At 71.3% G+C, this 19,277-nt stretch carries 19 protein-coding genes and 1 pseudogene; 8 read left to right on the top strand and 12 right to left on the bottom strand.

From position 1 onward, the window contains the following. Positions 1 to 79 (bottom strand): annotated as a pseudogene (locus A5700_RS25265) (P-loop NTPase); the annotation flags it as partial. A gap of 189 nt (positions 80 to 268) precedes the next feature. Here A5700_RS25265 and A5700_RS09180 point away from each other — a divergent pair. After that, a complete protein-coding gene (locus tag A5700_RS09180; RefSeq protein ID WP_156671148.1) occupies positions 269 to 1,426 on the top strand; it encodes an Mrp/NBP35 family ATP-binding protein in 1,158 nt (385 codons plus the stop codon). A gap of 9 nt (positions 1,427 to 1,435) precedes the next feature. Here A5700_RS09180 and tatB read toward each other — a convergent pair whose 3' ends face one another. The 4 genes from tatB to sigE form a co-directional block, all read right to left on the bottom strand. Continuing rightward, positions 1,436 to 1,849 (bottom strand): Sec-independent protein translocase protein TatB, encoded by a 414-nt coding sequence (tatB, locus tag A5700_RS09175; protein ID WP_068069577.1) that lies wholly within the window; start codon positions 1,847 to 1,849, stop codon positions 1,436 to 1,438. Then, positions 1,849 to 3,375: a S1C family serine protease gene (locus A5700_RS09170; RefSeq protein ID WP_068069629.1), complete on the bottom strand. Its 1,527-nt coding sequence runs from the start codon at positions 3,373 to 3,375 to the stop codon at positions 1,849 to 1,851. Before A5700_RS09170 ends, tatB begins: the two co-directional genes overlap by 1 nt. Positions 3,376 to 3,576: 201 nt before the next feature. After that, positions 3,577 to 3,972 (bottom strand): anti-sigma E factor RseA, encoded by a 396-nt coding sequence (gene rseA, locus A5700_RS09165; protein ID WP_068069627.1) that lies wholly within the window; start codon positions 3,970 to 3,972, stop codon positions 3,577 to 3,579. A 95-nt stretch (positions 3,973 to 4,067) separates the two neighbouring features. Next, positions 4,068 to 4,832, bottom strand: coding sequence for an RNA polymerase sigma factor SigE (gene sigE, locus A5700_RS09160; RefSeq protein ID WP_068069626.1), 765 nt, complete (start codon positions 4,830 to 4,832; stop codon positions 4,068 to 4,070). Positions 4,833 to 5,033: 201 nt separating this feature from the next. On the opposite strand from sigE, the gene A5700_RS09155 reads away from it, so the two are divergent. The 6 genes from A5700_RS09155 (at position 5,034) to A5700_RS09130 (ending at position 11,420) form a co-directional block, all read left to right on the top strand. Next, positions 5,034 to 5,702, top strand: coding sequence for an O-methyltransferase (locus A5700_RS09155; RefSeq protein ID WP_068069576.1), 669 nt, complete (start codon positions 5,034 to 5,036; stop codon positions 5,700 to 5,702). 71 nt (positions 5,703 to 5,773) lie between these two features. Then, the gene (locus tag A5700_RS09150; RefSeq protein WP_082960461.1) at positions 5,774 to 6,457 is read left to right on the top strand and encodes a TetR/AcrR family transcriptional regulator; all 684 of its coding nucleotides are present in this window, start codon (positions 5,774 to 5,776) and stop codon (positions 6,455 to 6,457) included. Then, the gene (locus tag A5700_RS09145) at positions 6,447 to 7,385 is read left to right on the top strand and encodes an ABC transporter ATP-binding protein (protein WP_068069575.1); all 939 of its coding nucleotides are present in this window, start codon (positions 6,447 to 6,449) and stop codon (positions 7,383 to 7,385) included. The genes A5700_RS09150 and A5700_RS09145 overlap by 11 nt, the downstream gene beginning before the upstream one ends. Then, the gene (locus tag A5700_RS09140; protein ID WP_197502813.1) at positions 7,382 to 9,025 is read left to right on the top strand and encodes an ABC transporter permease; all 1,644 of its coding nucleotides are present in this window, start codon (positions 7,382 to 7,384) and stop codon (positions 9,023 to 9,025) included. The genes A5700_RS09145 and A5700_RS09140 overlap by 4 nt, the downstream gene beginning before the upstream one ends. A gap of 7 nt (positions 9,026 to 9,032) precedes the next feature. Beyond that, positions 9,033 to 9,707, top strand: coding sequence for an isoprenylcysteine carboxylmethyltransferase family protein (locus A5700_RS09135; protein ID WP_068069574.1), 675 nt, complete (start codon positions 9,033 to 9,035; stop codon positions 9,705 to 9,707). Between the two features lie 90 nt (positions 9,708 to 9,797). Further along, complete coding sequence (locus A5700_RS09130) at positions 9,798 to 11,420, top strand: CocE/NonD family hydrolase (protein WP_082960460.1); 1,623 nt, start codon at positions 9,798 to 9,800, stop codon at positions 11,418 to 11,420. 35 nt (positions 11,421 to 11,455) lie between these two features. Here the strand turns inward: A5700_RS09130 and glgC are convergent, their stop codons facing one another. Then, positions 11,456 to 12,670 carry a glucose-1-phosphate adenylyltransferase gene (glgC, locus tag A5700_RS09125; protein WP_068069573.1) on the bottom strand — a complete coding sequence of 405 codons (1,215 nt, stop codon included), beginning with the start codon at positions 12,668 to 12,670 and terminating at the stop codon, positions 11,456 to 11,458. A 292-nt stretch (positions 12,671 to 12,962) separates the two neighbouring features. Here glgC and glgA point away from each other — a divergent pair, with 292 nt between their 5' ends. Continuing rightward, on the top strand, positions 12,963 to 14,135 hold the full coding sequence (glgA, locus tag A5700_RS09120; protein ID WP_068069572.1) for a glycogen synthase: 1,173 nt from the start codon (positions 12,963 to 12,965) through the stop codon (positions 14,133 to 14,135). A 58-nt stretch (positions 14,136 to 14,193) separates the two neighbouring features. Here the strand turns inward: glgA and A5700_RS09115 are convergent, their stop codons facing one another. The 6 genes from A5700_RS09115 to fadD6 form a co-directional block, all read right to left on the bottom strand. Further along, positions 14,194 to 14,367, bottom strand: a complete 174-nt coding sequence (locus A5700_RS09115; RefSeq protein WP_068069619.1) for a DUF3117 domain-containing protein — start codon at positions 14,365 to 14,367, stop codon at positions 14,194 to 14,196. Positions 14,368 to 14,533: 166 nt separating this feature from the next. Continuing rightward, complete coding sequence (locus A5700_RS09110) at positions 14,534 to 15,115, bottom strand: DNA-3-methyladenine glycosylase I (protein WP_068069571.1); 582 nt, start codon at positions 15,113 to 15,115, stop codon at positions 14,534 to 14,536. Between the two features lie 2 nt (positions 15,116 to 15,117). Continuing rightward, positions 15,118 to 15,495 carry a DivIVA domain-containing protein gene (locus tag A5700_RS09105; RefSeq protein WP_068069569.1) on the bottom strand — a complete coding sequence of 126 codons (378 nt, stop codon included), beginning with the start codon at positions 15,493 to 15,495 and terminating at the stop codon, positions 15,118 to 15,120. A 38-nt stretch (positions 15,496 to 15,533) separates the two neighbouring features. Further along, the gene (locus A5700_RS09100; RefSeq protein ID WP_068069566.1) at positions 15,534 to 16,523 is read right to left on the bottom strand and encodes a glucosyl-3-phosphoglycerate synthase; all 990 of its coding nucleotides are present in this window, start codon (positions 16,521 to 16,523) and stop codon (positions 15,534 to 15,536) included. Next, on the bottom strand, positions 16,520 to 17,491 hold the full coding sequence (folP, locus tag A5700_RS09095) for a dihydropteroate synthase (RefSeq protein ID WP_369828252.1): 972 nt from the start codon (positions 17,489 to 17,491) through the stop codon (positions 16,520 to 16,522). Before folP ends, A5700_RS09100 begins: the two co-directional genes overlap by 4 nt. Continuing rightward, entirely contained in the window at positions 17,491 to 19,275 is a 1,785-nt protein-coding gene (gene fadD6, locus A5700_RS09090) for a long-chain-acyl-CoA synthetase FadD6 (protein WP_068069564.1), read from the bottom strand. The genes folP and fadD6 overlap by 1 nt, the downstream gene beginning before the upstream one ends. Positions 19,276 to 19,277: the final 2 nt, after the last annotated feature.

Genomic DNA, 19,277 nt, shown 5'->3' with positions numbered 1-19,277 from the left:
GCAGGACGTCCAGGTCACCCCAGTAGACGTCGGCCAGGAACTGCTGCAGCGCCCGGTGCAGCATCGGGCCGCGCCACTGTTGGGCGCCCCGGCCCCGCCGGAACCGCCAGCGGCTCCCGCACCGGCCGCGCCGCCGGCGAGCCCGGCGCCGCAGGCCTCGCCGTCGCCCAAGCCTGCGGCAACGGCGAACGCGCCCGCGCCCAAGCGGCCGGGACCAGCTGCGGCCGGCTGACCGGCGCGTCGGCGCACCCGCCTACACTCGGCGGTGATGAGCCGTCATGAATCCTCTGCCCCCGCAGCCGAGCTGAGCGCCGCCATCCGCGCCGCGCTGGGCAAGGTGATCGACCCCGAACTGCGGCGTCCGATCACCGAGCTCGGCATGGTCAAGAGCATCGACGTCGAGCCCGGCGGCGCGGTGCACGTGGGGGTCTACCTCACCACCGCGGCCTGCCCGAAGAAGACCGAGATCACCGAGCGGGTCAGCCAGGCGGTCACCGACGTTCCCGGCACCGGCGCGGTGACGGTCAGCCTCGACGTGATGAACGACGAGCAGCGCACCGAACTGCGCAAACAGCTGCGCGGCGACGCCCGCGAGCCGGTCATCCCGTTCGCCCAGCCGAACTCGCTGACCCGCGTGTACGCCGTCGCCTCCGGCAAGGGCGGCGTCGGGAAGTCGAGCGTCACCGTCAACCTGGCGGCGGCCATGGCGGCGCGCGGCCTGTCCGTGGGCGTGCTCGACGCCGACATCCACGGCCACTCGATCCCCCGCATGATGGGCAGCACCGACCGGCCCACCCAGGTGGAGTCGATGATCCTGCCGCCCATCGCCCACGAGGTGCGGGTCATCTCGATCGCCCAGTTCACCGAGGGCAACACCCCGGTGGTGTGGCGCGGCCCGATGCTGCACCGGGCGCTGCAGCAGTTCCTGGCCGACGTCTACTGGGGTGACCTGGACGTCCTGCTCCTCGACCTGCCGCCGGGCACCGGCGACATCGCCATCTCGGTCGCCCAGCTGATCCCGAACGCGGAGATCCTCGTGGTGACGACGCCGCAGCTGGCCGCCGCCGAGGTCGCCGAGCGGGCCGGCAGCATCGCGCTGCAGACCCGGCAGCGCGTCGTCGGCGTCGTGGAGAACATGTCGGGCCTGACGCTGCCGGACGGGACGATCCTGCAGGTCTTCGGCGAAGGCGGCGGACAGCAGGTGGCCGAGCGGCTGTCGCGGGCGGTGGGCGCCGACGTGCCGTTGCTGGGCCAGATCCCGCTGGACCCCGCGCTGGTGGCCGCCGGCGATTCCGGCACGCCGATCGTGTTGAGCGCGCCCGACTCGCCGGTCGGCAAGGCGCTGCGCGGCGTCGCCGACAGCCTGTCGGCGCGCAAACGCGGGCTGGCCGGCGTCTCGCTGGGGCTGGACCCGACCCGCCGCTGACCCGACCGCTCAGGTGGCGTCGGCGTCGAACGGCGCGGGCCCGGGCGCGTGGCCGCCCGCAGGCGGGGCGCCCGGTTCGGCCGGTGCCGACGGCGCGGCGGGCGGCACGGCCGTCCCGTTGGCCGGCCGGTCGAACGCGCCGGTGAAGATCGAGTCGTCGCCGTCGAGCAGGTGCTTGGTGAGCGCGGCGCGCGGCGTCATCCCCCGCAGCTTCTGCAGCTCGCTGAGCGGCACCCGCAGGTCGTCGAACTCGGGGCCGAGGTCCTCACGCAGCTGGCTGGTGACGCCGCTGAGGTAGTCGCGGGCCTGACGCAGGGCGTTCGACGTCCACCGGATGGCGCCCGGCAGCCGCTCCGGCCCGAGGACCACCAGCCCGACCACCACGAGGACGAGCATGTGCTCCCAGCTGAGGCTGCCGAGCATCAGCTGCCGTCGGGATCCGGCTTGACCGTCAGCGTGACGTGCCGACCGTCGCGCACGACCTCGATGGGGGCGTCCTGGCCGATGGTCAGCTGCCGCACGGCGACGACGAACTCGTCGGCGTCCGCGACCTTGCGGTCGCCGACCTTGACGATCACGTCGTTCTCCAGCAGCCCACCCTTCTGCGCGGGGCTGCCCGCCTTGACGTTGGCGACCTGCGCGCCGGAGGCGATCGCGTTGCTCACCGAGCGGGTGCTGATGCCCAGCGTCGGGTGCACGATCTTGCCGTCCTTGATCAGCGTCTGCGCCACCTGTTTGGCCTCGTTGACGGGAATGGCGAAGCCCAGGCCGCTCGCGCTGTCCGACAGCGACTTGCCCGCGGTGTTGATGCCGATCACCTGGGAATCCATGTCGATCAGCGGGCCACCGGAGTTGCCGTGGTTGATCGACGCGTCGGTCTGCACGCCGTCGATCACCGTGTCGGTGTCGGACCCCTCCCCCGACAGCGGCACCGGCCGGTGCAGCGCGCTGATGATGCCGTGGGTCACGGTGCTGCGCAGCCCCAGCGGCGCGCCGGCGGCCAGCACCTCGTCACCCACCCGCACCTTGTCGGAATCGCCCAGCCGGGCCACCGTGAGGTTGTCGACGTTGTCGACCTTCAGCACGGCCAGGTCGGTCTTGGGGTCGCGCCCGACCAGGTTGGCGGGCACCTCCTTGCCGTCGTTGAACACGACGGTCGTCTTGAACTGGCTGGGGTTGTTGGCGGCCTCGGAGATGACGTGGTTGTTGGTGACGATGTAGCCGCGGCCGTCGATGACGACACCGGAGCCCTGCATGCCCTCCTGGTCGCTCTTGGACTCGATGGTCACCACGGCGCCCGCCGTCGCGGCCGCCACCTTGGCGAACCGGCCGGCCGGCGACTCGCCGTTGCCGTTGGTCGACAGCGTCACCTTCGAGGTGGTGAACGCCTCGGCCACCTCGGCGGTCTTGCGACCGATCAGCCCTCCGAGCGCCCCGATCACCAGGGCGATGACCAGCAGCACGAGCAGCGCCAGGTAGGACACCTTGCGGCCGAACAGCACGTCGCGCACGCCGAGCTTGCCGCCGTACCCCGCCGCGACCTTCGGCGCCGCCGGAGGCAGCGCCGGGGTGCCCAGGCCCGCCGCGGCGCCCGGGTCGCGCCACGGATCGTCGTGGTCGTCGGCCTCGGCGCCGTTGCGCTCGGCGGTCAGCGCGCCCGCGTCGACGGGGTGGCGCTGCAGCGTATCGACGCTCCCGGCGGGCCGGCTGAAGGCCTCCTGCAGGACGGGGTCGGACGACCGGTCGTGCGGCCGGAACTCGGCCTGGTCACGGTACTTTCTCGGGCGGACCCGGTCGGCGACGAACGATCCGCGCAGCCCGTCGGGGCGGCTGAACGTCTGGCGCGAGGTCGGGTCGACCGGCGGCCGGAAGACGGGACGGGGCGGCAAGCGGTTGCCGGCGTCGCCGCCGGAGTCCCTACCGGAATCCCTGCCGGGGTCGTTGCCCAGGCCCGGGCCGGAGTCACTGCCTTGGTCGGAGGTCACGTTGCCCCTTTAGATCCTCTGCTCGAGCGCTCGAGACAGGCCGGTGCCCGCCGAGATGCCCGGCGCAGCCGCTGTCCGTGTCCACCCTAGTATCCACGGCCGGCGCCACGGCGGCAGGAACGCGCGCGCGGGCCGGTCGGCGGCGATCGGTGAAGAATCCGCTGGCTAGCGGCGTTTGCGCTGCTGCCGGGCGTCCCGATCGGCGAGCCCGTCGGGCGCCGGCGCGGGCGATTCCTCCGGCAGGTCGTACGGGATGTCGGCCAGCATTCCGAGCAGCGCAGCCGGGATGCGGATGGGGTGTGAGTCGCGCAGGGCCGCCCGCGCCCGGCTTTGCCCGTCCACCTCGGCGGCGCACTGTGGGCACAGCGAGAGATGATGTGCGGCGCGCAGGTGCGCATTCATGCGCAGCTCGCCGTCGACGAACGCCGCGATCGCCTCCACCGACAGATGCTCGGTGGAGCCGAATTGCCGAGGCGCCCCGATCGGAGCGTCGCTTTGGGAGGCGAATTGCGCGGGCAACCAGGAGAAGGCGCGACGGAACAGGTGTCCTCGGTCGGACATCACCAGCTCCTTTCGCCGCCACCCGCGTCCCTATCTGTCGAATGTAGCGCGAGCCGGCGCCGAAGTGGCGCCCAAACCGCGGCGGTCGGCCTGGCTCAGGCCGATCGGGCCGGCACGCCGTCCGACGAGGCGCCGTGGGACGGGTGCGCGGCGAGGTAGTCGCGCAGCGCCTGGCGACCGCGGTGGATGCGGCTGCGGACCGTGCCGAGCTTGACCCCCAGCGTCGCACCGATCTCCTCATAGGAAAGGCCTTCGATGTCGCACAGCACGACGGCGGCGCGGAACTCCGGCGGCAACGAGTCCAGGGCGGCCTGCAGGTCGGGACCCAGCCGTGAGTCGTGGAAGATCTGCTCGGGGTTCGGCTCGTCGGCGGGCACCCGCTCGTAATCCTCGGGCAGCGCCTCCATCCGGATGCGGGCGCGGCGGCGCACCATGTCCAGGAACAGGTTCGTGGTGATGCGGTGCAACCATCCCTCGAAGGTGCCCGGCTGGTAGTTCTGCACCGACCGGAACACCCGGATGAACGTCTCCTGCGTCAGGTCCTCGGCGTCCTGCTGGTTGCCGGACAGCCGGTAGGCGAGCCGGTACACGCGGTCGGCGTGCTGCCGGACGAGTTCGTCCCACGACGGCATGGCAGCCTTGTCGCCGGTCGCGTCGAACACGGCGGTCCCCTGCGGCGTGTCGGCGGGCTCGACCCATTCGTCGGTGGGGAGCTCCTGCGCGTGCGACATGCTCGTGGGGCTTAACAGGGTGGTGATGATGTCCTCCGAAGTCGTCCTGCCAAACAGTGGCATTTCGTCACTCGTGCCAACCGGCAGCTGCCAATCCGTATTCCCGGTCCAACGCGCTCCGCGATCCATACGGACACCGTCGTCCACTGGCGTATGCGCGGTATAGGAACAATCTGAGCTCCGGCTGAGAAACCGTATTGTTACCTGCGTCGAGCAGGACATATCCACCGCGCGGTGACCTTAAACGCCGCGCGCGCACCGGGCGTGTCGATGCGGGCCGATTCAGGCGCGCCTGCCCGACGCCGCCCGGAATTGGCATACGCTGCGGGCATGGACGGCACCGACGCGCAAACCCAGGGCCAGGCGGCGCCGAGTCGGGCCGAATCGCTCTTCGCGCACGCCGAGGGCTCGATCTCCGAGGACGCGTTGCTGGCCGCCGCCCGTGAGCGCGCCGTGGACATCGGCGCGGGCGCGGTCACGCCGGCGGTCGGCGCGCTGCTCAGCCTGCTCACCAAGCTGAGCGGCGGCAAGGCGGTCGCCGAGGTGGGTACCGGCGCGGGCGTCAGCGGCCTGTGGCTGCTCTCGGGCATGAGCGATGACGGGGTGCTGACCACGATCGACATCGAGCCCGAATACCTGCGGCTGGCCAAGCAGGCGTTCACCGAGGCCGGCATCGGGCCGGGGCGCACGCGGCTCATCGGCGGCCGCGCCCAGGACGTGCTGACCCGGCTGGCCGACGAGTCCTACGACCTGGTGTTCATCGACGCCGACCCGATCGATCAGCCGCATTACGTCGTCGAAGGCGTCCGGCTGCTGCGCGCGGGCGGCGCCATCGTCGTGCACCGCGCGGCGCTGGGTGGGCGGGCCGGTGATCCCGCGGCCCGCGACGCCGAGGTGATGGCGGTGCGCGAGGCGGCCCGCCTCATCGCCGAGGACGAGCGGCTGACGCCGGCACTGGTGCCGCTCGGCGACGGCATCCTCGCCGCCGTACGCGACTGAATCATTTGACGAAGAAATCCGCGGCGCTGGCCCCTTGACCATCGACTGAACGCGCGTTTAGTGTACTGAACATGCGTTCAGCCGATCTGACCGCAGCGGCCCGGATCCGCGACGCGGCCATCGAGCAATTCGGCCGGCACGGCTTCGGGGTGGGCCTGCGCACGATCGCCGAGGCCGCGGGGGTCAGCGCCGCGCTGGTGATCCACCATTTCGGCTCCAAGGACGGGCTGCGCAAGGCCTGCGACGACTACATCGCCGAGGACATCCGCAACAGCAAGACCGAGGCGGTGCAATCGAGGGACCCCGCCACGTGGTTCGCGCAGCTGGCCGAGATCGAGTCGTATGCGCCGATGATGGCCTACCTGGTGCGCAGCTTGCAGTCGGGCGGCGAGCTGGCAAAGATGTTGTGGCGCAGGATGATCGACAACACCGAGGCCTACCTGGCCGAGGGCGTGCGCGCCGGCACCATCAAACCCAGCCGCGACCCGCGGGCCCGGGCCCGCTACGTCGGCATCACCGGCGGCGGCGGGTTCCTGCTCTACCTCCAAATGCACGACACCCCAATGGATATCCGCGCGGTCCTGCGCGACTACGCCCGCGACATGGTGTTGCCCGCGTTGGAGGTCTACACCGAGGGCATGCTGGCGGACCGCACCATGTACGACGCCTTTCTGGCGGCCGACGGGCCCGGCGCGCAAGACCGGGACACAGACGTTCCAGACACCGACGAGCAAGGAGGATCCCATGCCGACTGACGAACGCCCTCCCATCGAAATCCACGGGCTGGTCAAGCGTTTCGGCAAGCAGCGCGCGCTGGACGGGCTGGAGCTGACGGTGCAGCACGGCGAAGTGCACGGGTTTCTCGGGCCGAACGGCGCCGGGAAGTCGACGACGATTCGCATCCTGCTCGGCCTCGTCAGGGCCGACGCCGGCCGCGTGCGACTGCTCGGCGGCGACCCGTGGACCGATGCCGTCGACCTGCACCGCCACCTCGCCTACGTTCCCGGCGACGTGACGCTGTGGCCGTCGTTGACCGGCGGCGAGACGATCGACCTGCTGGCCCGGATGCGCGGCGGCGTCGACCAGCGGCGGCGGGCCGAGCTGATCGAGCGCTTCGACCTGAACCCGCACAAGAAGGCCCGCGCCTACTCCAAGGGCAACCGCCAGAAGGTCTCGTTGGTCTCCGCCTTCTCCTCGCACGCCAGCCTGTTGCTCCTCGACGAGCCGAGCAGCGGCCTGGACCCGTTGATGGAGAACGTCTTTCAGCAATGCGTCGCCGAGGCGCGGGACCGCGGCGCGACCGTGCTGCTGTCCAGCCACATCCTGGCCGAGACCGAGGCGCTGTGCGACAAGGTGACCATCATCCGGGACGGCAGGGCCGTCGAGAGCGGCACGCTGGAATCGATGCGGCACCTCAGCCGCACCTCGATCAAAGCCGAGATGACGGGCGACCCAGGTGATCTGAGCCGGATCAAGGGTGTCGAGGACGTCAGCGTCGAGGGCCGCACACTGCGCGCGCAGGTCGACAGCGAAAGCTTGGGTGAGTTCATCCGGGTGCTCGGAGACGCCGGGGTGCGCAGCCTGGTCAGCCAGCCGCCGACCCTCGAGGAACTGTTCCTGCGCCATTACGACACCGGCGACGGCCACCGGGATCGCGGCGCGCGAGCGGTGTCCGCGTCATGAGCACCGCCACGGTCGACCGACCGCGTCAGCCGGCTCGCCACCCGGTCGCGCGCCGATCACACTTCGCCGGCACGCTCGGCATGCTCCGGCTGTACCTGCGCCGCGACCGGATCTCGTTGCCCCTGTGGGTGGCGTTGCTGTCGGTGCCGTTGGGCACCGTCTACGTCGGCAGCATCGAAAAGCTCTACCCGGATGCCGCCGGGCGTGCCGGGTTCGTGGCCGCCATCATGGCCAGCCCCGCCCAGCGCGCCCTCTACGGGCGGGTGTACGCCGACAACCTTGGCGCCGTAGGCATTTGGAAAGCCGGCATGTTCCACGTACTGATCGCCGTCGCCGTCATCCTCACGGTGATCCGGCACACCCGCGCCGACGAGGAGACCGGGCGCACCGAACTGGTCGACTCCACCGCGGTAGGCCGGTACGCCAGCCTGAGCGCGGCGCTGCTGTTGTCGTTCGGGGCGTCGATCGCCACCGGCGCGCTCGGCGCCGCGGGGCTGCTCGCCACCGACGTCGCGGCCGCCGGGTCGCTGGTCTTCGGCGCGGCGCTGGCCTGCTCGGGCCTGGTGTTCACCGCCGTCGCCGCGGTCGCCGCCCAGCTGTCGCCGAGCGCCCGGCTGGCCCGCGGCGTCGCGTTCGCCGCGCTGGGCGCGGCGTTCACGATGCGCGCCGTCGGCGACGCGGGGCAACCCGCCCTGTCCTGGCTGTCGCCCCTGGGCTGGTCGCTGCAGGTCCGCCCCTACGCCGGCGACCGCTGGTGGGTGCTGCTGCTGCATGTGCTGACGACGGCCGCGCTCACCGCGCTGGCCTACCGCCTGCTCGCCGGCCGCGACGTCGGCGCGGGGCTCGCGCCCGAACGGCCCGGCCGGGGCGCCGCCGGCCCGGCGCTGTCCGGCGTCGTCGGGCTGACCTGGCGGCTGGACCGCCCCGCGATACTGCTCTGGATTGCCGGGCTGAGCCTGTACGGCCTCCTGATGGGCAGCGTGGCGCACGGCGTCGGCGACGAGTTGGGCGGTGACGGTACCGCACGTGAGATCGTCGCACGCATGGGCGGGACCAGCGCCGTCGAGCAGGCGTTCGTCGCGGTCGCGTTCACCATGATGGGCATGGTGGCCGCCGCCTTCGCGGTGTCGCTCGCGCTACGGCCGCAGCAGGAGGAGGGCAGCGGGCGCGCGGAGCCGGTGCTGGCCGGCGCCGTGGCCCGAAATCGTTGGCTGGCAAGCCATGTCGGTGCCGCACTGCTGGGTTCGGCGACCGCGATGCTGGGCAGCGGCCTGGCCGGCGGGGTGGTCTACGGGCTTGCCGCGGCGGATCTCGGCGGCAAGCTGGCCGCCGTGCTCGGCACCGCCGCGGTCCAGTTGCCCGCCGTGTGGCTGCTGGCGGCCGTCACGGTCGCGTTGTTCGGTGCCGCGCCGCGCTTCGCCCCGGCGGCGTGGGCGGTGCTCGTCGCGTTCGTCACCCTCTACCTGATCGGCTCGCTGGCCCGGTTCCCGCAGTGGCTGCTCGACTGCGAACCCTTTGCGCACATCCCGCTGGTCGGGGCCGGCTTCCGCGCTGCGCCTCTGGTGTATTTGCTGGCCCTGGACGTAGGGTTGTTCTCTCTGGGTGCCCTGGCGTTCCGGCGCCGCGACCTGCGTTGCTAGGAGCGTGATGAACACCGGGATTCGAGTGGCACTGACGTCCGTCTGGGGCGTCGCGTCGTGGATCCTCATCCTGATGGTCCCGGCGGGGACGCTGCACTACTGGCAGGGGTGGGTCTTCATCGCCGTGTTCACCACGGCGACGATCGCGCCGACCGTCTACCTCGCTCGGCATAACCCGGTGGCCCTGCAGCGGCGGATGCGGGCCGGGCCGCGGGCCGAACCCCGCAAGGCGCAGAAGTTCATCATCACCGGCTCGTTCCTCGGCCTGTTCGTCATCATGGTGTTCAGCGCGGTCGACCACCGCTTCCACTGGTCCCACGTGCCGGCGTGGCTGTCCGTCGTCGGCGACATCCTGGTGGCGACGGGGCTGGGCATCGCCATGCTGGTGATCGTCCAGAACAATTACGCCGCCGCCACCGTGCAGGTGGAGCAGGGCCAAACCGTGATCTCGAGCGGCCTTTACGGCATCGTGCGGCACCCGATGTACGTCGGGAACGTCGTCATGATGACGGGAATACCGCTGGCGCTGGGCTCCTACTGGGGGCTGCTGTTCGTGCTCCCGGGCGTCGCCGTGCTCGTCGCGCGCATCCTCGACGAGGAAAAACTGCTCTTCGCCCAACTCGCCGGGTACACCGAGTACGGGCGGCGGGTGCGCTACCGCCTGGTTCCCCACGTCTGGTGACGACTCTCCTAGGGTGAATGCGTGACCGGGACACCGACTCTGGATTGCCCGTGGCGGCGCCGCGGCGCCCTGCGCTACGCGCTGGCCAGGATGGGGGGCATCGCCCGGCCGCCGGTGACGGTGACCCCGGCGCCGGCCGGTATTCACATCGACCGCGACGTCGACGTCCCGACCCGTGACGGAACCTTGTTGCGCATCAACGTCTTTCGCCGCAGTGACGCGCCCAAGCCGGCGATCCTGAGCATCCACCCCTACGGCAAGGACAATCTGCCGACCCGTCGGGGCGAGAAATCGACCTTCTCCGCGCAGTACCGCGCGATCCGCCAGCCGCAGCCGGTGACCTTTTCCGAGCTGACGAGCTGGGAGGCGCCCGATCCGGCGTGGTGGACCGCGCGCGGCTTCGCCGTGGTCAACGCCGACTCCCGCGGCTGCGGCCATTCCGAGGGCACCGGCAAACTACTGTCGCGCCAGGAGGCCGAGGACACCTACGACCTGGTGCAATGGATCGCCGCCCAGCCGTGGTGCGACGGCAACGTCGTCATGCTCGGGGTGTCGTACCTGGCCATCAGCCAGTACGCCGTCGCGGCCCTGGCGCCGCCCGCACTGCGCGCGATCTGCCCCTGGGAGGGGTTCACCGACGCCTACCGCGACCTGATGTTTCCCGGCGGCGTGCAAGAGCGGGGCTTCAGCCGGCTGTGGTCACGCAACCTGCGCCGCGACACCCGCCAGAGCTACGACCTGATGCAGCTGCAACGCGACCACCCGCTGCGCGACGCGTCCTGGCGCGCGATGGTTCCCGACCTCGCCGCGATCACCGTGCCGATGCTGGTGTGTGGCAGCTTCTCCGACAACAACTTGCACAGCCGCGGCTCGATGCGGGCGTTTACGCGCGCCGGCTCCGCCCACGCGCGCCTGTACACCCACCGCGGCGGCAAGTGGGCGACGTTCTACTCCGAACCCGCGCTGGCCGAACAGCTGGCGTTCTTCCGGCAGGTGCTGTCCGGCGCGGCGGCGACGCGCAGCGTGCGTCTCGAGATTCGCCACGATCGCGACACCGTCACCGCGGTGCGCGAAGAGACGGAGTGGCCGCTGGACCGGACCCGTTGGCGCGCACTGTATTTAGGGGCTGGGGCGACGCTGACACCCGACCGGCCCGCCACGCCCGGCGCCGTCACCTTCGGGACGCGGTCGCGGGCCGCAGTGTTTCGCTGGACGATCCCGGCCGACGTCGAGCTCACCGGGCCGATGGTCGCCCGGCTGTGGGTGCAGCTGGACGGCTGCGACGACGCGAATCTGTTCGTCGGCGTGGAGAAGTGGCGCCGCAGCCGATTCGGGAGCCGCTTCGTCGGATTCGAAGGGTCCTACGGCTACGGCCGCGACCGGGTGGCCACCGGTTGGCAGCGAGTTGCGTTGCGGGCATTGGACCCCGAGGCGTCCCGGCCGTGGGAGCCGGTAAGCGCGGGCGTCGACCCGCAACCGGTCCCGCCCGGCGCGGTCGTCGCCGTCGACATCGGGTTGGGGCCCTCGGCGACGGTGTTCCGCGCCGGCGAGGAGTTGCGGCTGGTGGTCGCCGGCCGCTGGTTGTCGCCGAGAAACCCGCTCACCGGCCAATTCCCGGCGGCGTACGCCGCGTCGCCGCGCGGTCGGGTGACCCTGCACTGGGACTCCGGGCGGCACGACGCCCACCTGCTCGTCCCGGAGATTCCGGCGTAGCCCGCCGGCCGCAGCCAAGCCCCGCACGTCCCGCGCTAGATCCAGACGCCCTTGCCCACCGCGACGACGCCGCCGGCGCTGATCGCGAAGCGCTCGCGGTCGCGCTCTAAGTCCCCGCCGACCATCTCCCCCGGCCCCACGACGACGTTCTTGTCCAGGATGGCGTGGCGCACCACCGCGCCGCGACCGACGCGGGCGCCGGGCATGATCACGCTGCCCTCCACGATCGCACCGTCGTCGACCACGACGTTGGAGGACAGCACCGAGTTGCGCACCGAGGCCGCCGAGATGATGCTGCCGGCGCCCACCACCGACTCTTGCGCCGAGCCGCCGTTGACGAACTTGGCCGGCGCCAAGTTCTCCGACTCGCCGCGGATCGGCCAGCGCTTGTTGTAGAGGTTGAACACCGGATGCACGGACACCAGGTCCATGTGGGCGTCGTAGAACGCGTCCAGCGTTCCCACGTCGCGCCAGTACGCCCGGTCGCGGTCGGTGGCGCCGGGCACCTCGTTGTCGCTGAAGTCGTACACCGCGGCCATCCCGTCGCCGACCAGCCGCGGGATGATGTCACCGCCCATGTCGTGATCCGAGTGGTCGTCGTCGGCGTCGGCGCGGATGGCGTCGATCAGCACCTTGGTGGTGAAGATGTAGTTGCCCATCGAGACGAACGTGGACTCCGGATCGTCCGGCGTGCCGGGCGGGTCGAGGGGCTTTTCCACGAAGTCGCGGATGCGGCCCGATTCGTCGGCGTCGATGCAGCCGAAGGCGCTGGCCTCGCTGCGGGGCACCCGGATCCCGGCCACCGTCGCGCCGGCCCCGCTGTCGATGTGGAAGCGCACCATCTGCTCGGGGTCCATCCGGTACACGTGATCGGCACCGAAAACCACTATGTAATCGGGGTCTTCGTCATAAATCAGGTTGAGCGATTGGTAGATCGCGTCGGCGGAGCCCGTGTACCAGCGCGGGCCCAGACGCTGCTGCGCGGGCACCGGGGTGATGTACTCGCCGGCCAGGCCGGACAACCGCCAGTTCTGCGAGATGTGGCGGTCCAGTGAATGCGACTTGTACTGCGTGAGAACGCAAATTCGCAAGTAGCGGGCGTTGACGAGGTTGGACAGCACGAAGTCGATCAGCCGGTAGGCGCCCCCGAACGGGACCGCGGGCTTGGCGCGATCCGCGGTCAGCGGATACAACCGCTTGCCCTCACCGCCGGCCAGGACGATGCCCAGCACGTGTGGCGCTTCCCTCATGACGTCAAACCTATCGGCACCCGCGAAGCGCTGCCAGGGGGAACGCCCTTTTCGCGGCCCCGCAGCGAGCAGGTGCGGCTGTCCGTCAAGGTATTTGGCCCCGCGGGCACCGGATTCGCTTGCCGCGGCGCCGGGCCCCGCCTCGCGGGGCTCGTCGACCTCGCTCGCGCCGATCGGTTCAAGGTCTCCTCGCCCCGCCTCGCGGGGCTCGTCGACCTCGCTCGCGCCGACCGGTTCAAGGTCTCCTCGCCCCGCCTCGCGGGGCGAGGAGACCTCGAACTACGGTGCGGGTATGCGGGTGGCGATGATGACGAGGGAATATCCCCCAGAAATCTACGGCGGGGCCGGGGTACACGTCACCGAACTGGTCGCTCAGCTGCGGCGGTTGTGCGCCGTCGACGTGCACTGCATGGGCGCGCCGCGCACGGGCGTCCCGGGAGTGCAGGCGCACCAACCCGACCCGCGGCTGCAGAACGCGAACGCGGCGCTGGCCACGCTGTCCGCGGACCTGATGATGGTGGACGCCGCGGCGGCGGCCACCGTGGTCCATTCGCACACCTGGTACACCGGGATGGCCGGGCATCTCGCCGCGCTGCTCTACGACGTGCCCCACGTGTTGACCGCGCACTCGCTCGAGCCCCTGCGGCCCTGGAAGGCCGAGCAACTCGGTGGCGGTTACCGCGTCTCGTCGTGGGTGGAGCACACGGCGGTGCTGGGCGCCCACGCCGTGATCGCGGTCAGCTCCGCGATGCGCGAGGACATCTTGCGCGTGTACCCCGCACTGGACCCCAGCGCCGTGCACGTCATTCGCAACGGCGTCGACACCGATGTCTGGCATCCGGCAGGCCCGGAGCCCACCGGGTCGGTGCTGGCGGAGATCGGTGTCGACCCGTCCCGGCCCACCGTGGTGTTCGTGGGCCGCATCACCCGGCAGAAGGGCCTCGCCCACCTGGTGGCGGCCGCGCACCGGTTCAGCCCCGAAATTCAGGTGGTGTTGTGTGCCGGCGCGCCCGACACCCCGGAGATCGCCGAGGAGACGCGCACGGCGGTGGGCCGGCTGGCCGACGCCCGCGACAGGGTCTTCTGGATCAGGGAGATGCTCCCGACGGGCGAGCTGCGCGAAATCCTCTCGGCGGCAGACGTGTTCGTCTGCCCGTCGGTGTATGAGCCGCTCGGGATCGTGAACCTGGAGGCAATGGCCTGCGGGACGGCGGTGGTGGCCTCCGACGTCGGCGGCATCCCGGAGGTGGTCGCCGACGGGGTCACCGGTTCACTGGTGCACTACGACGCCGACGATCCGGCTGGCTACGAATCGCGGTTGGCCGAGGCGGTCAATGGGCTCGTCGCTGAGCCCGAGCGGGCGAAACGCTACGGCCAGGCGGGACGCCAGCGCTGCGTCGAGGAATTTTCCTGGGCCCGCGTCGCCGAGCAGACCGTGGACATCTATCGGAAGGTGGGCGCTTAGCGCCGCCGAAATCGCCTGGGAAGCGACCCGGAAGGCCGCAAGCCTGCCCGTGACAGCCCTAAGTGGCGCTCGTGACGCCCTTGAGTTCGTCACCCAGGGCGGCGGCTTCGTCGGGCGTCAGCTCGACGACCAAACGCCCGCCGCCCTCAAGTGGTACCCGCATCACGATGCCGCGCCCCTCCTTGGTTGCTTCCAGAGGACCGTCGCCGGTCCGGGGCTTCATCGCCGCCATCGAGTGCTCCCTCCAGGTTCGAGCTGGCCCGCCCTCGCGGACCTGGTCGGCGCCGAGCATGCCCCGCCAGCGAATTTTCTGCCACACCCGGCATCGAACTGCCACATCACCCCCCTATTGTTCCCTATAGAGGTCACCACTTGCACAAAGACCCGGTTGTGGGTGCTCACCGGGTGGTTGCGGGTACCCAGCATTCACGGATGTGATCGTCGACCATTCCGGTAGCCTGCATCAGCGCGTAGGCGGTCGTGGGCCCGACGAAGCGAAAGCCGCGCCGCTTCAGGTCGGCCGCCATCGCCTTCGATTCGGCGGTGGCCGATGGGATTTCGGAGCCGTCGAGCGGCCGCGGCCGCGGCGGCGGCGCGTAGGACCACAGCAGCTTCGACAGGTCCTGCGGGCTGCCCAGCTCCGCCGCGGCCCGCGCGTTGGCGATGGTCGCGTCGATCTTGGCCCGGTTGCGGACGATGCCGGCGTCCGCCAGCAGCCGCTGCACGTCGGCGTCGGAGAACTCGGCGACCTGCGCGGCGTCGAACCCGGCGAAGGCGCGCCGGAAGTTGTCCCGCTTACGCAGGATCACCAGCCACGACAACCCGCTCTGGAAGGCCTCCAGACTCATCCGCTCGAACAGCGCCGTCCCGTCGTGCACGGGGCGGCCCCACTCATAGTCGTGGTAGTCGCGGTACAGCTCGAAGTCCGGCCCGGGCCGGATGCCCGCCCAGCCGCACCGGACAAGTTCCTCGTCGCTCACATTCAGTCCTGACGATCGTCGCCCTCGGCCGGTTCCACCGGCGCGCCGCCGGCGTGCGCCTCTGCGTGCGCTTCGGTGTCGCCGTTGCCGGTTCCGGCGGCGTTCACCGCGGCGAGCTGGCCGCGCAGCGCCTCCAGCTCGCGGGCCAGGCGCTCCAACACCCAGTCGACCTCGCTGGCCTTGTAGCCGCGCAGCACCTGGGTGAACTTCACCGCGTCGACGTCGGCGCCGGTCACCCCGTAGGCGGGCAGCACCGTCGCCGTCGTCCCCCGGGGCAGGGGCGGCAGCTGCTCACCCCGCCCGAACAGCAGGCTGGCCGCGCCGAACAGCACGACCGCCACCAGCACCAGCACGACCAGGTACAACAACACCAACGCCACGCGGTCGATACTGCCCTATCGCCCCGACAGTGCCGTGCTCAGCGCGGCCGCAGGACGTTCATCGGCGGGCGGTCGGCCAGCGACACCGGCGACGTGCGCTCGGTGTAGCCGAAGCCGTCGGCGCCGTCGGCGACGAATTGGGTCAACCCGACCCCCGAGTCGCGGACGCCGCAGCGCGACAGCAGCGTCGCGATGACCTGCCGGCTCATCGCGCCGAGTTCAGCCAGCGGCCGGTTACGGTGCGCCCGCACACCGAGGTTGACCTGCGCGATGGCGTCGCGGCCCAGCCGGTCGAAGGCGTCCACGAGCAGGCCGATCTCCACGCCGTAGCCGGGCGCGAACGGCACCGATGTGAGCAGCTCGCGGGTGGCCGCGTACTCCCCGCCGAGGGGCTGCAGCACGTGGCCCAGCTCGGGGCGCAGCGCCGCCAGCAGCGGCCGCGCGACCAGCTCGGTGACCCGCCCGCCGCCGGTCGCCCCGGCGGCGCCTTCGGCGTCGCCCACCTTGAGGGGTCGCCGGTAGAAGCTTTTCACCAGGTGCACGCCGTCGCCGGTGAGCAGCGGCGCGACCAGCCAGGGCACGAACATCGGGTGAGGGTCGAGCAGGTCGGAGTCGACGAAGACCACGATGTCGCCGCCGGTGACGGCCAGTGAGCGCCACAGCGCCTCGCCCTTGCCGGGGCGCACGGGCACCTCGGGCAGCGCCTGCTCGCGGCGCACGACGCGGGCGCCGGCGGCCACCGCGCGGATCTCGGTGTCGTCGGTGGAGCCGGAGTCCAGCACGATCAGCTCGTCGACCAGGCCGTCCAGCAGCGGCGAGATGCTCTCGATCACCGCCGCGATGGTCTCTTCCTCGTCCAGGGCCGGCAGCACCACCGAGATGGTCCGCCCGGCCTTCGCGGCGACCAGGTCGGCCACGCTCCAGCCGGGCCGCACCCAGCTGCGGTCGGCCAGCCAGATGTCGCCGGGCCGGGCGGCGAGCATGCCGGCGTCGCTGACGTGCCCGGCGCACAGGTCCGACGCCGTCACGCGAGCCCCCTGACCGTGCGGGCCGGCGGGCGGGTCCCCTGAATCGACGCGACCATCTCCAGCACCCGGCGGGTGGCCGCCACCTCGTGCACGCGAAACATCCGGGCGCCGGCGGCCGCCGCGAGCGCGGTGGCGGCCAGCGTGCCCTCGAGGCGCTCGGTCAACTCCACCCCCAGAGTCTCCCCGACGAAGTCCTTGTTACTCAAAGCCATCAGCACCGGCCACCCGGTATTCACGAGATCACCGACGTGCCGTAACAGCGCCAGCCCGTGGAAGGTGTTCTTGCCGAAGTCGTGGGTGGGGTCGATCAGTATCCGGTCGCGGGCCACCCCGAGCGCGACCGCCCGCTCGGCGGCGGCCGTGACCTGCGCCAGGACGTCGTCGACCACGCCCCGCGTGGTGGTCCCGTAGTGGACCCGGAACGGGCGGGTCCGCGGCGCCGCGCCGCCGGTGTGCGAGCACACCAGCCCCGCACCGAACTCGGCGGCCACCTCGGGCAGCGCCGGGTCGACGCCCGCCCAGGTGTCGTTGACCAGGTCGGCGCCGGCCGCGCAGGCGACCCGGGCCACCCCGGAGCGCCAGGTGTCCACGCTGATCAGCTGGTCGGGGTAGGCGTCGCGCAGCCACTCGATGAAGGGCACCAGCCGGGCGATCTCGGTGTCGGCGTCGACGTGCTGGCCGGGCCCGGCCTTGACGCCGCCGACGTCGATGACGTCGGCGCCCTCGGCGACGGCCCGGTGCGCGGCGGCCTGGGCGGCGGCGTCGCTGAAGGTCGCGCCCCGGTCGTAGAACGAGTCCGGCGTCCGGTTGACGATCGCCATGACCAGCGCGCGATCGCCGGCGACCGGGCGGCCGCACAGTGTCGCTTGCACACGTCCATGGTGCCCGGTCACGGCCCGCGCCGCCGCGCGGGCCGCGTCGTCCCCGAGCGCGCGCCCGGTCGCACGCTCGGCGTCACACACCGGCATCAGCCCTGCGGCCGCTTGCCCTCCGCGACCTCGTCGGGATACTCGTCGTAGAACGGCACGTAGCCCTCGTCGCGGCCGGCCAGCACGTACAGCGGGTCCTCGACGTCGGGGCCGTAGCCCTGGTCGCGCAGCTCGACCTTGCGGCTCTTGAACGTCGTCGTCTGCGCCAGCTCCTTGACGATCCGCACGAACAGCGGCAGCGCGTAGACCGGGAGTTGGCCGTAGACGGCGCGCGCCAGCGACTTGCCGTCGAACTCCGCGCCCTCGCGCAGCTTGACCGCCGCCATGCCGGCGCGGCCGCCGGTGCGCGGCACCTCGACGCCGAACACCGTGCACTCCTCGACCGACTCGTCGGACACCAGAGCGGCCTCGACCTGGGTCGTGGCGACGTTCTCGCCCTTCCATCGGAACGTGTCGCCGAGCCGGTCGACGAACGCCGCGTGGCCCATGCCCTGCGGGCTCATCACGTCACCCGAGTTGAACCAGCAGTCACCCTCACGAAAAGCGTTGCGCACCAACTTCTTCTCGCTCGACTCTGAGTCGGTGTAGCCGTCGAACGGCTGCAGCCGGTTGACCTTGCTGAGCAGCAGGCCGGGCTCCCCCGCCGGCACCCGGCGCACCCGGCCGTCGTCGTCGCGCAGCGGGGCGCCGGTGTCCGGGTCGTACTCGACGTAGGCCAGCGGCAGCGGGAAGACGCCCGTCGAGCGGGGCACGTTGAACACGTTGATGAACGCGGTGTTGCCCTCGCTGGAGGCGTAGAACTCGCAGACCCGCTTGATCCCGAACCGCTTGGTGAACTCGTCCCAGATCTCCGGGCGCAGGCCGTTGCCGGCGATCACCCGCACCTTGTGCTTGCGGTCGGTCGGCTTGGGCGGCTGGTTGAGCAGGTAGCGGCACACCTCGCCGATGTAGATGAACGCCGTGGCGTCGCTGGCGATCACCTCGTCCCAGAACTTCGACGCCGAGAAGGACTTGCCCAGCGCCAGCGTTGCGCCCGAGTTGATCACCGACGACAGCGCCACCGTCAGCGCGTTGTTGTGGTACAGCGGCAGGCAGCAGTACAGGGTGTCGGAGGGCTTGAGCCGCAGCCCGATGCCGCCGAACGCGGCCAGCGCCTTGAGCCAGCGCAGGTGGGTCATCACGCTGGCCTTCGGGAAGCCGGTGGTGCCCGAGGTGAAGATGTAGAACGCGGTGTCCTTGGCCAGCACCGCCGACGCGGACGCCGGGTTGGTGGCCGGGGCGCCGACGGCGAAGCGCTCCAGGTCCTCGATGGTCAGCGTCTCGGTGTCACCGGACCCGCCGCACTCGGCCACGGCGCTGACCAGGTCGGTCTCGGCGACCAGCACCTTGGCCTTGAGCAGGCCGAGGCTGTGCTGGAGCACCTCGCCGCGCTGGTGGTAGTTGAGCATCCCGGCGACGGCCCCGCACTTGACGGTGGCCAGCATGGTCAGCACCGCGTGCGGCGAGTTGCGCAGCATGACCGCGACGACGTCGCCGTGCCCCACGCCGCGCGCGGCCAGCACCGCGGCGTACCGGTTGGCCGCCGCGTTAGCGTCGGCGTAGGTCAGCTGCTGATCCCCGAAGCGCAGGAAGACGCGGTCGCCGTAGCGGGCCGCCCGCTCGGCGAACACCGTGCCGATCGACTTCTTGGAGTTCGGCTGCGCCAGCAGCCCGGTCAGCGCGCCGCGCACGATCACCGGCGCGTCCGCCAGCAGGCCCGGCACCCGAGTTGCGATATCGGTCAGAGTGACCGCCGCGCGCGCTCCCCCGTCGCCATCGGACACGT

Source organism: Mycobacterium sp. E1214 (genome assembly GCF_001666755.1).
GTDB lineage: Bacteria > Actinomycetota > Actinomycetes > Mycobacteriales > Mycobacteriaceae > Mycobacterium.
This window is presented reverse-complemented; position numbering and strand designations above follow the sequence as displayed.

What these genes read in the sequence shown, in the direction of transcription:
- rseA (WP_068069627.1), bottom strand. Translation starts at nt 3,972, where the DNA reads ATGTCCGACCGAGGACACCTGTTCCGTCGCGCCTTCTCCTGGTTGCCC.
- A5700_RS09140 (WP_197502813.1), top strand. Translation starts at nt 7,382, where the DNA reads ATGAGCACCGCCACGGTCGACCGACCGCGTCAGCCGGCTCGCCACCCG.
- tatB (WP_068069577.1), bottom strand. Translation starts at nt 1,849, where the DNA reads ATGCTCGGCAGCCTCAGCTGGGAGCACATGCTCGTCCTCGTGGTGGTC.
- A5700_RS09115 (WP_068069619.1), bottom strand. Translation starts at nt 14,367, where the DNA reads ATGGCGGCGATGAAGCCCCGGACCGGCGACGGTCCTCTGGAAGCAACC.
- A5700_RS09155 (WP_068069576.1), top strand. Translation starts at nt 5,034, where the DNA reads ATGGACGGCACCGACGCGCAAACCCAGGGCCAGGCGGCGCCGAGTCGG.
- glgA (WP_068069572.1), top strand. Translation starts at nt 12,963, where the DNA reads ATGCGGGTGGCGATGATGACGAGGGAATATCCCCCAGAAATCTACGGC.
- sigE (WP_068069626.1), bottom strand. Translation starts at nt 4,832, where the DNA reads ATGGATCGCGGAGCGCGTTGGACCGGGAATACGGATTGGCAGCTGCCG.
- folP (WP_369828252.1), bottom strand. Translation starts at nt 17,491, where the DNA reads ATGCCGGTGTGTGACGCCGAGCGTGCGACCGGGCGCGCGCTCGGGGAC.
- A5700_RS09130 (WP_082960460.1), top strand. Translation starts at nt 9,798, where the DNA reads ATGGGGGGCATCGCCCGGCCGCCGGTGACGGTGACCCCGGCGCCGGCC.
- A5700_RS09180 (WP_156671148.1), top strand. Translation starts at nt 269, where the DNA reads ATGAGCCGTCATGAATCCTCTGCCCCCGCAGCCGAGCTGAGCGCCGCC.
- glgC (WP_068069573.1), bottom strand. Translation starts at nt 12,670, where the DNA reads ATGAGGGAAGCGCCACACGTGCTGGGCATCGTCCTGGCCGGCGGTGAG.
- A5700_RS09135 (WP_068069574.1), top strand. Translation starts at nt 9,033, where the DNA reads ATGAACACCGGGATTCGAGTGGCACTGACGTCCGTCTGGGGCGTCGCG.
- A5700_RS09150 (WP_082960461.1), top strand. Translation starts at nt 5,774, where the DNA reads ATGCGTTCAGCCGATCTGACCGCAGCGGCCCGGATCCGCGACGCGGCC.
- A5700_RS09145 (WP_068069575.1), top strand. Translation starts at nt 6,447, where the DNA reads ATGCCGACTGACGAACGCCCTCCCATCGAAATCCACGGGCTGGTCAAG.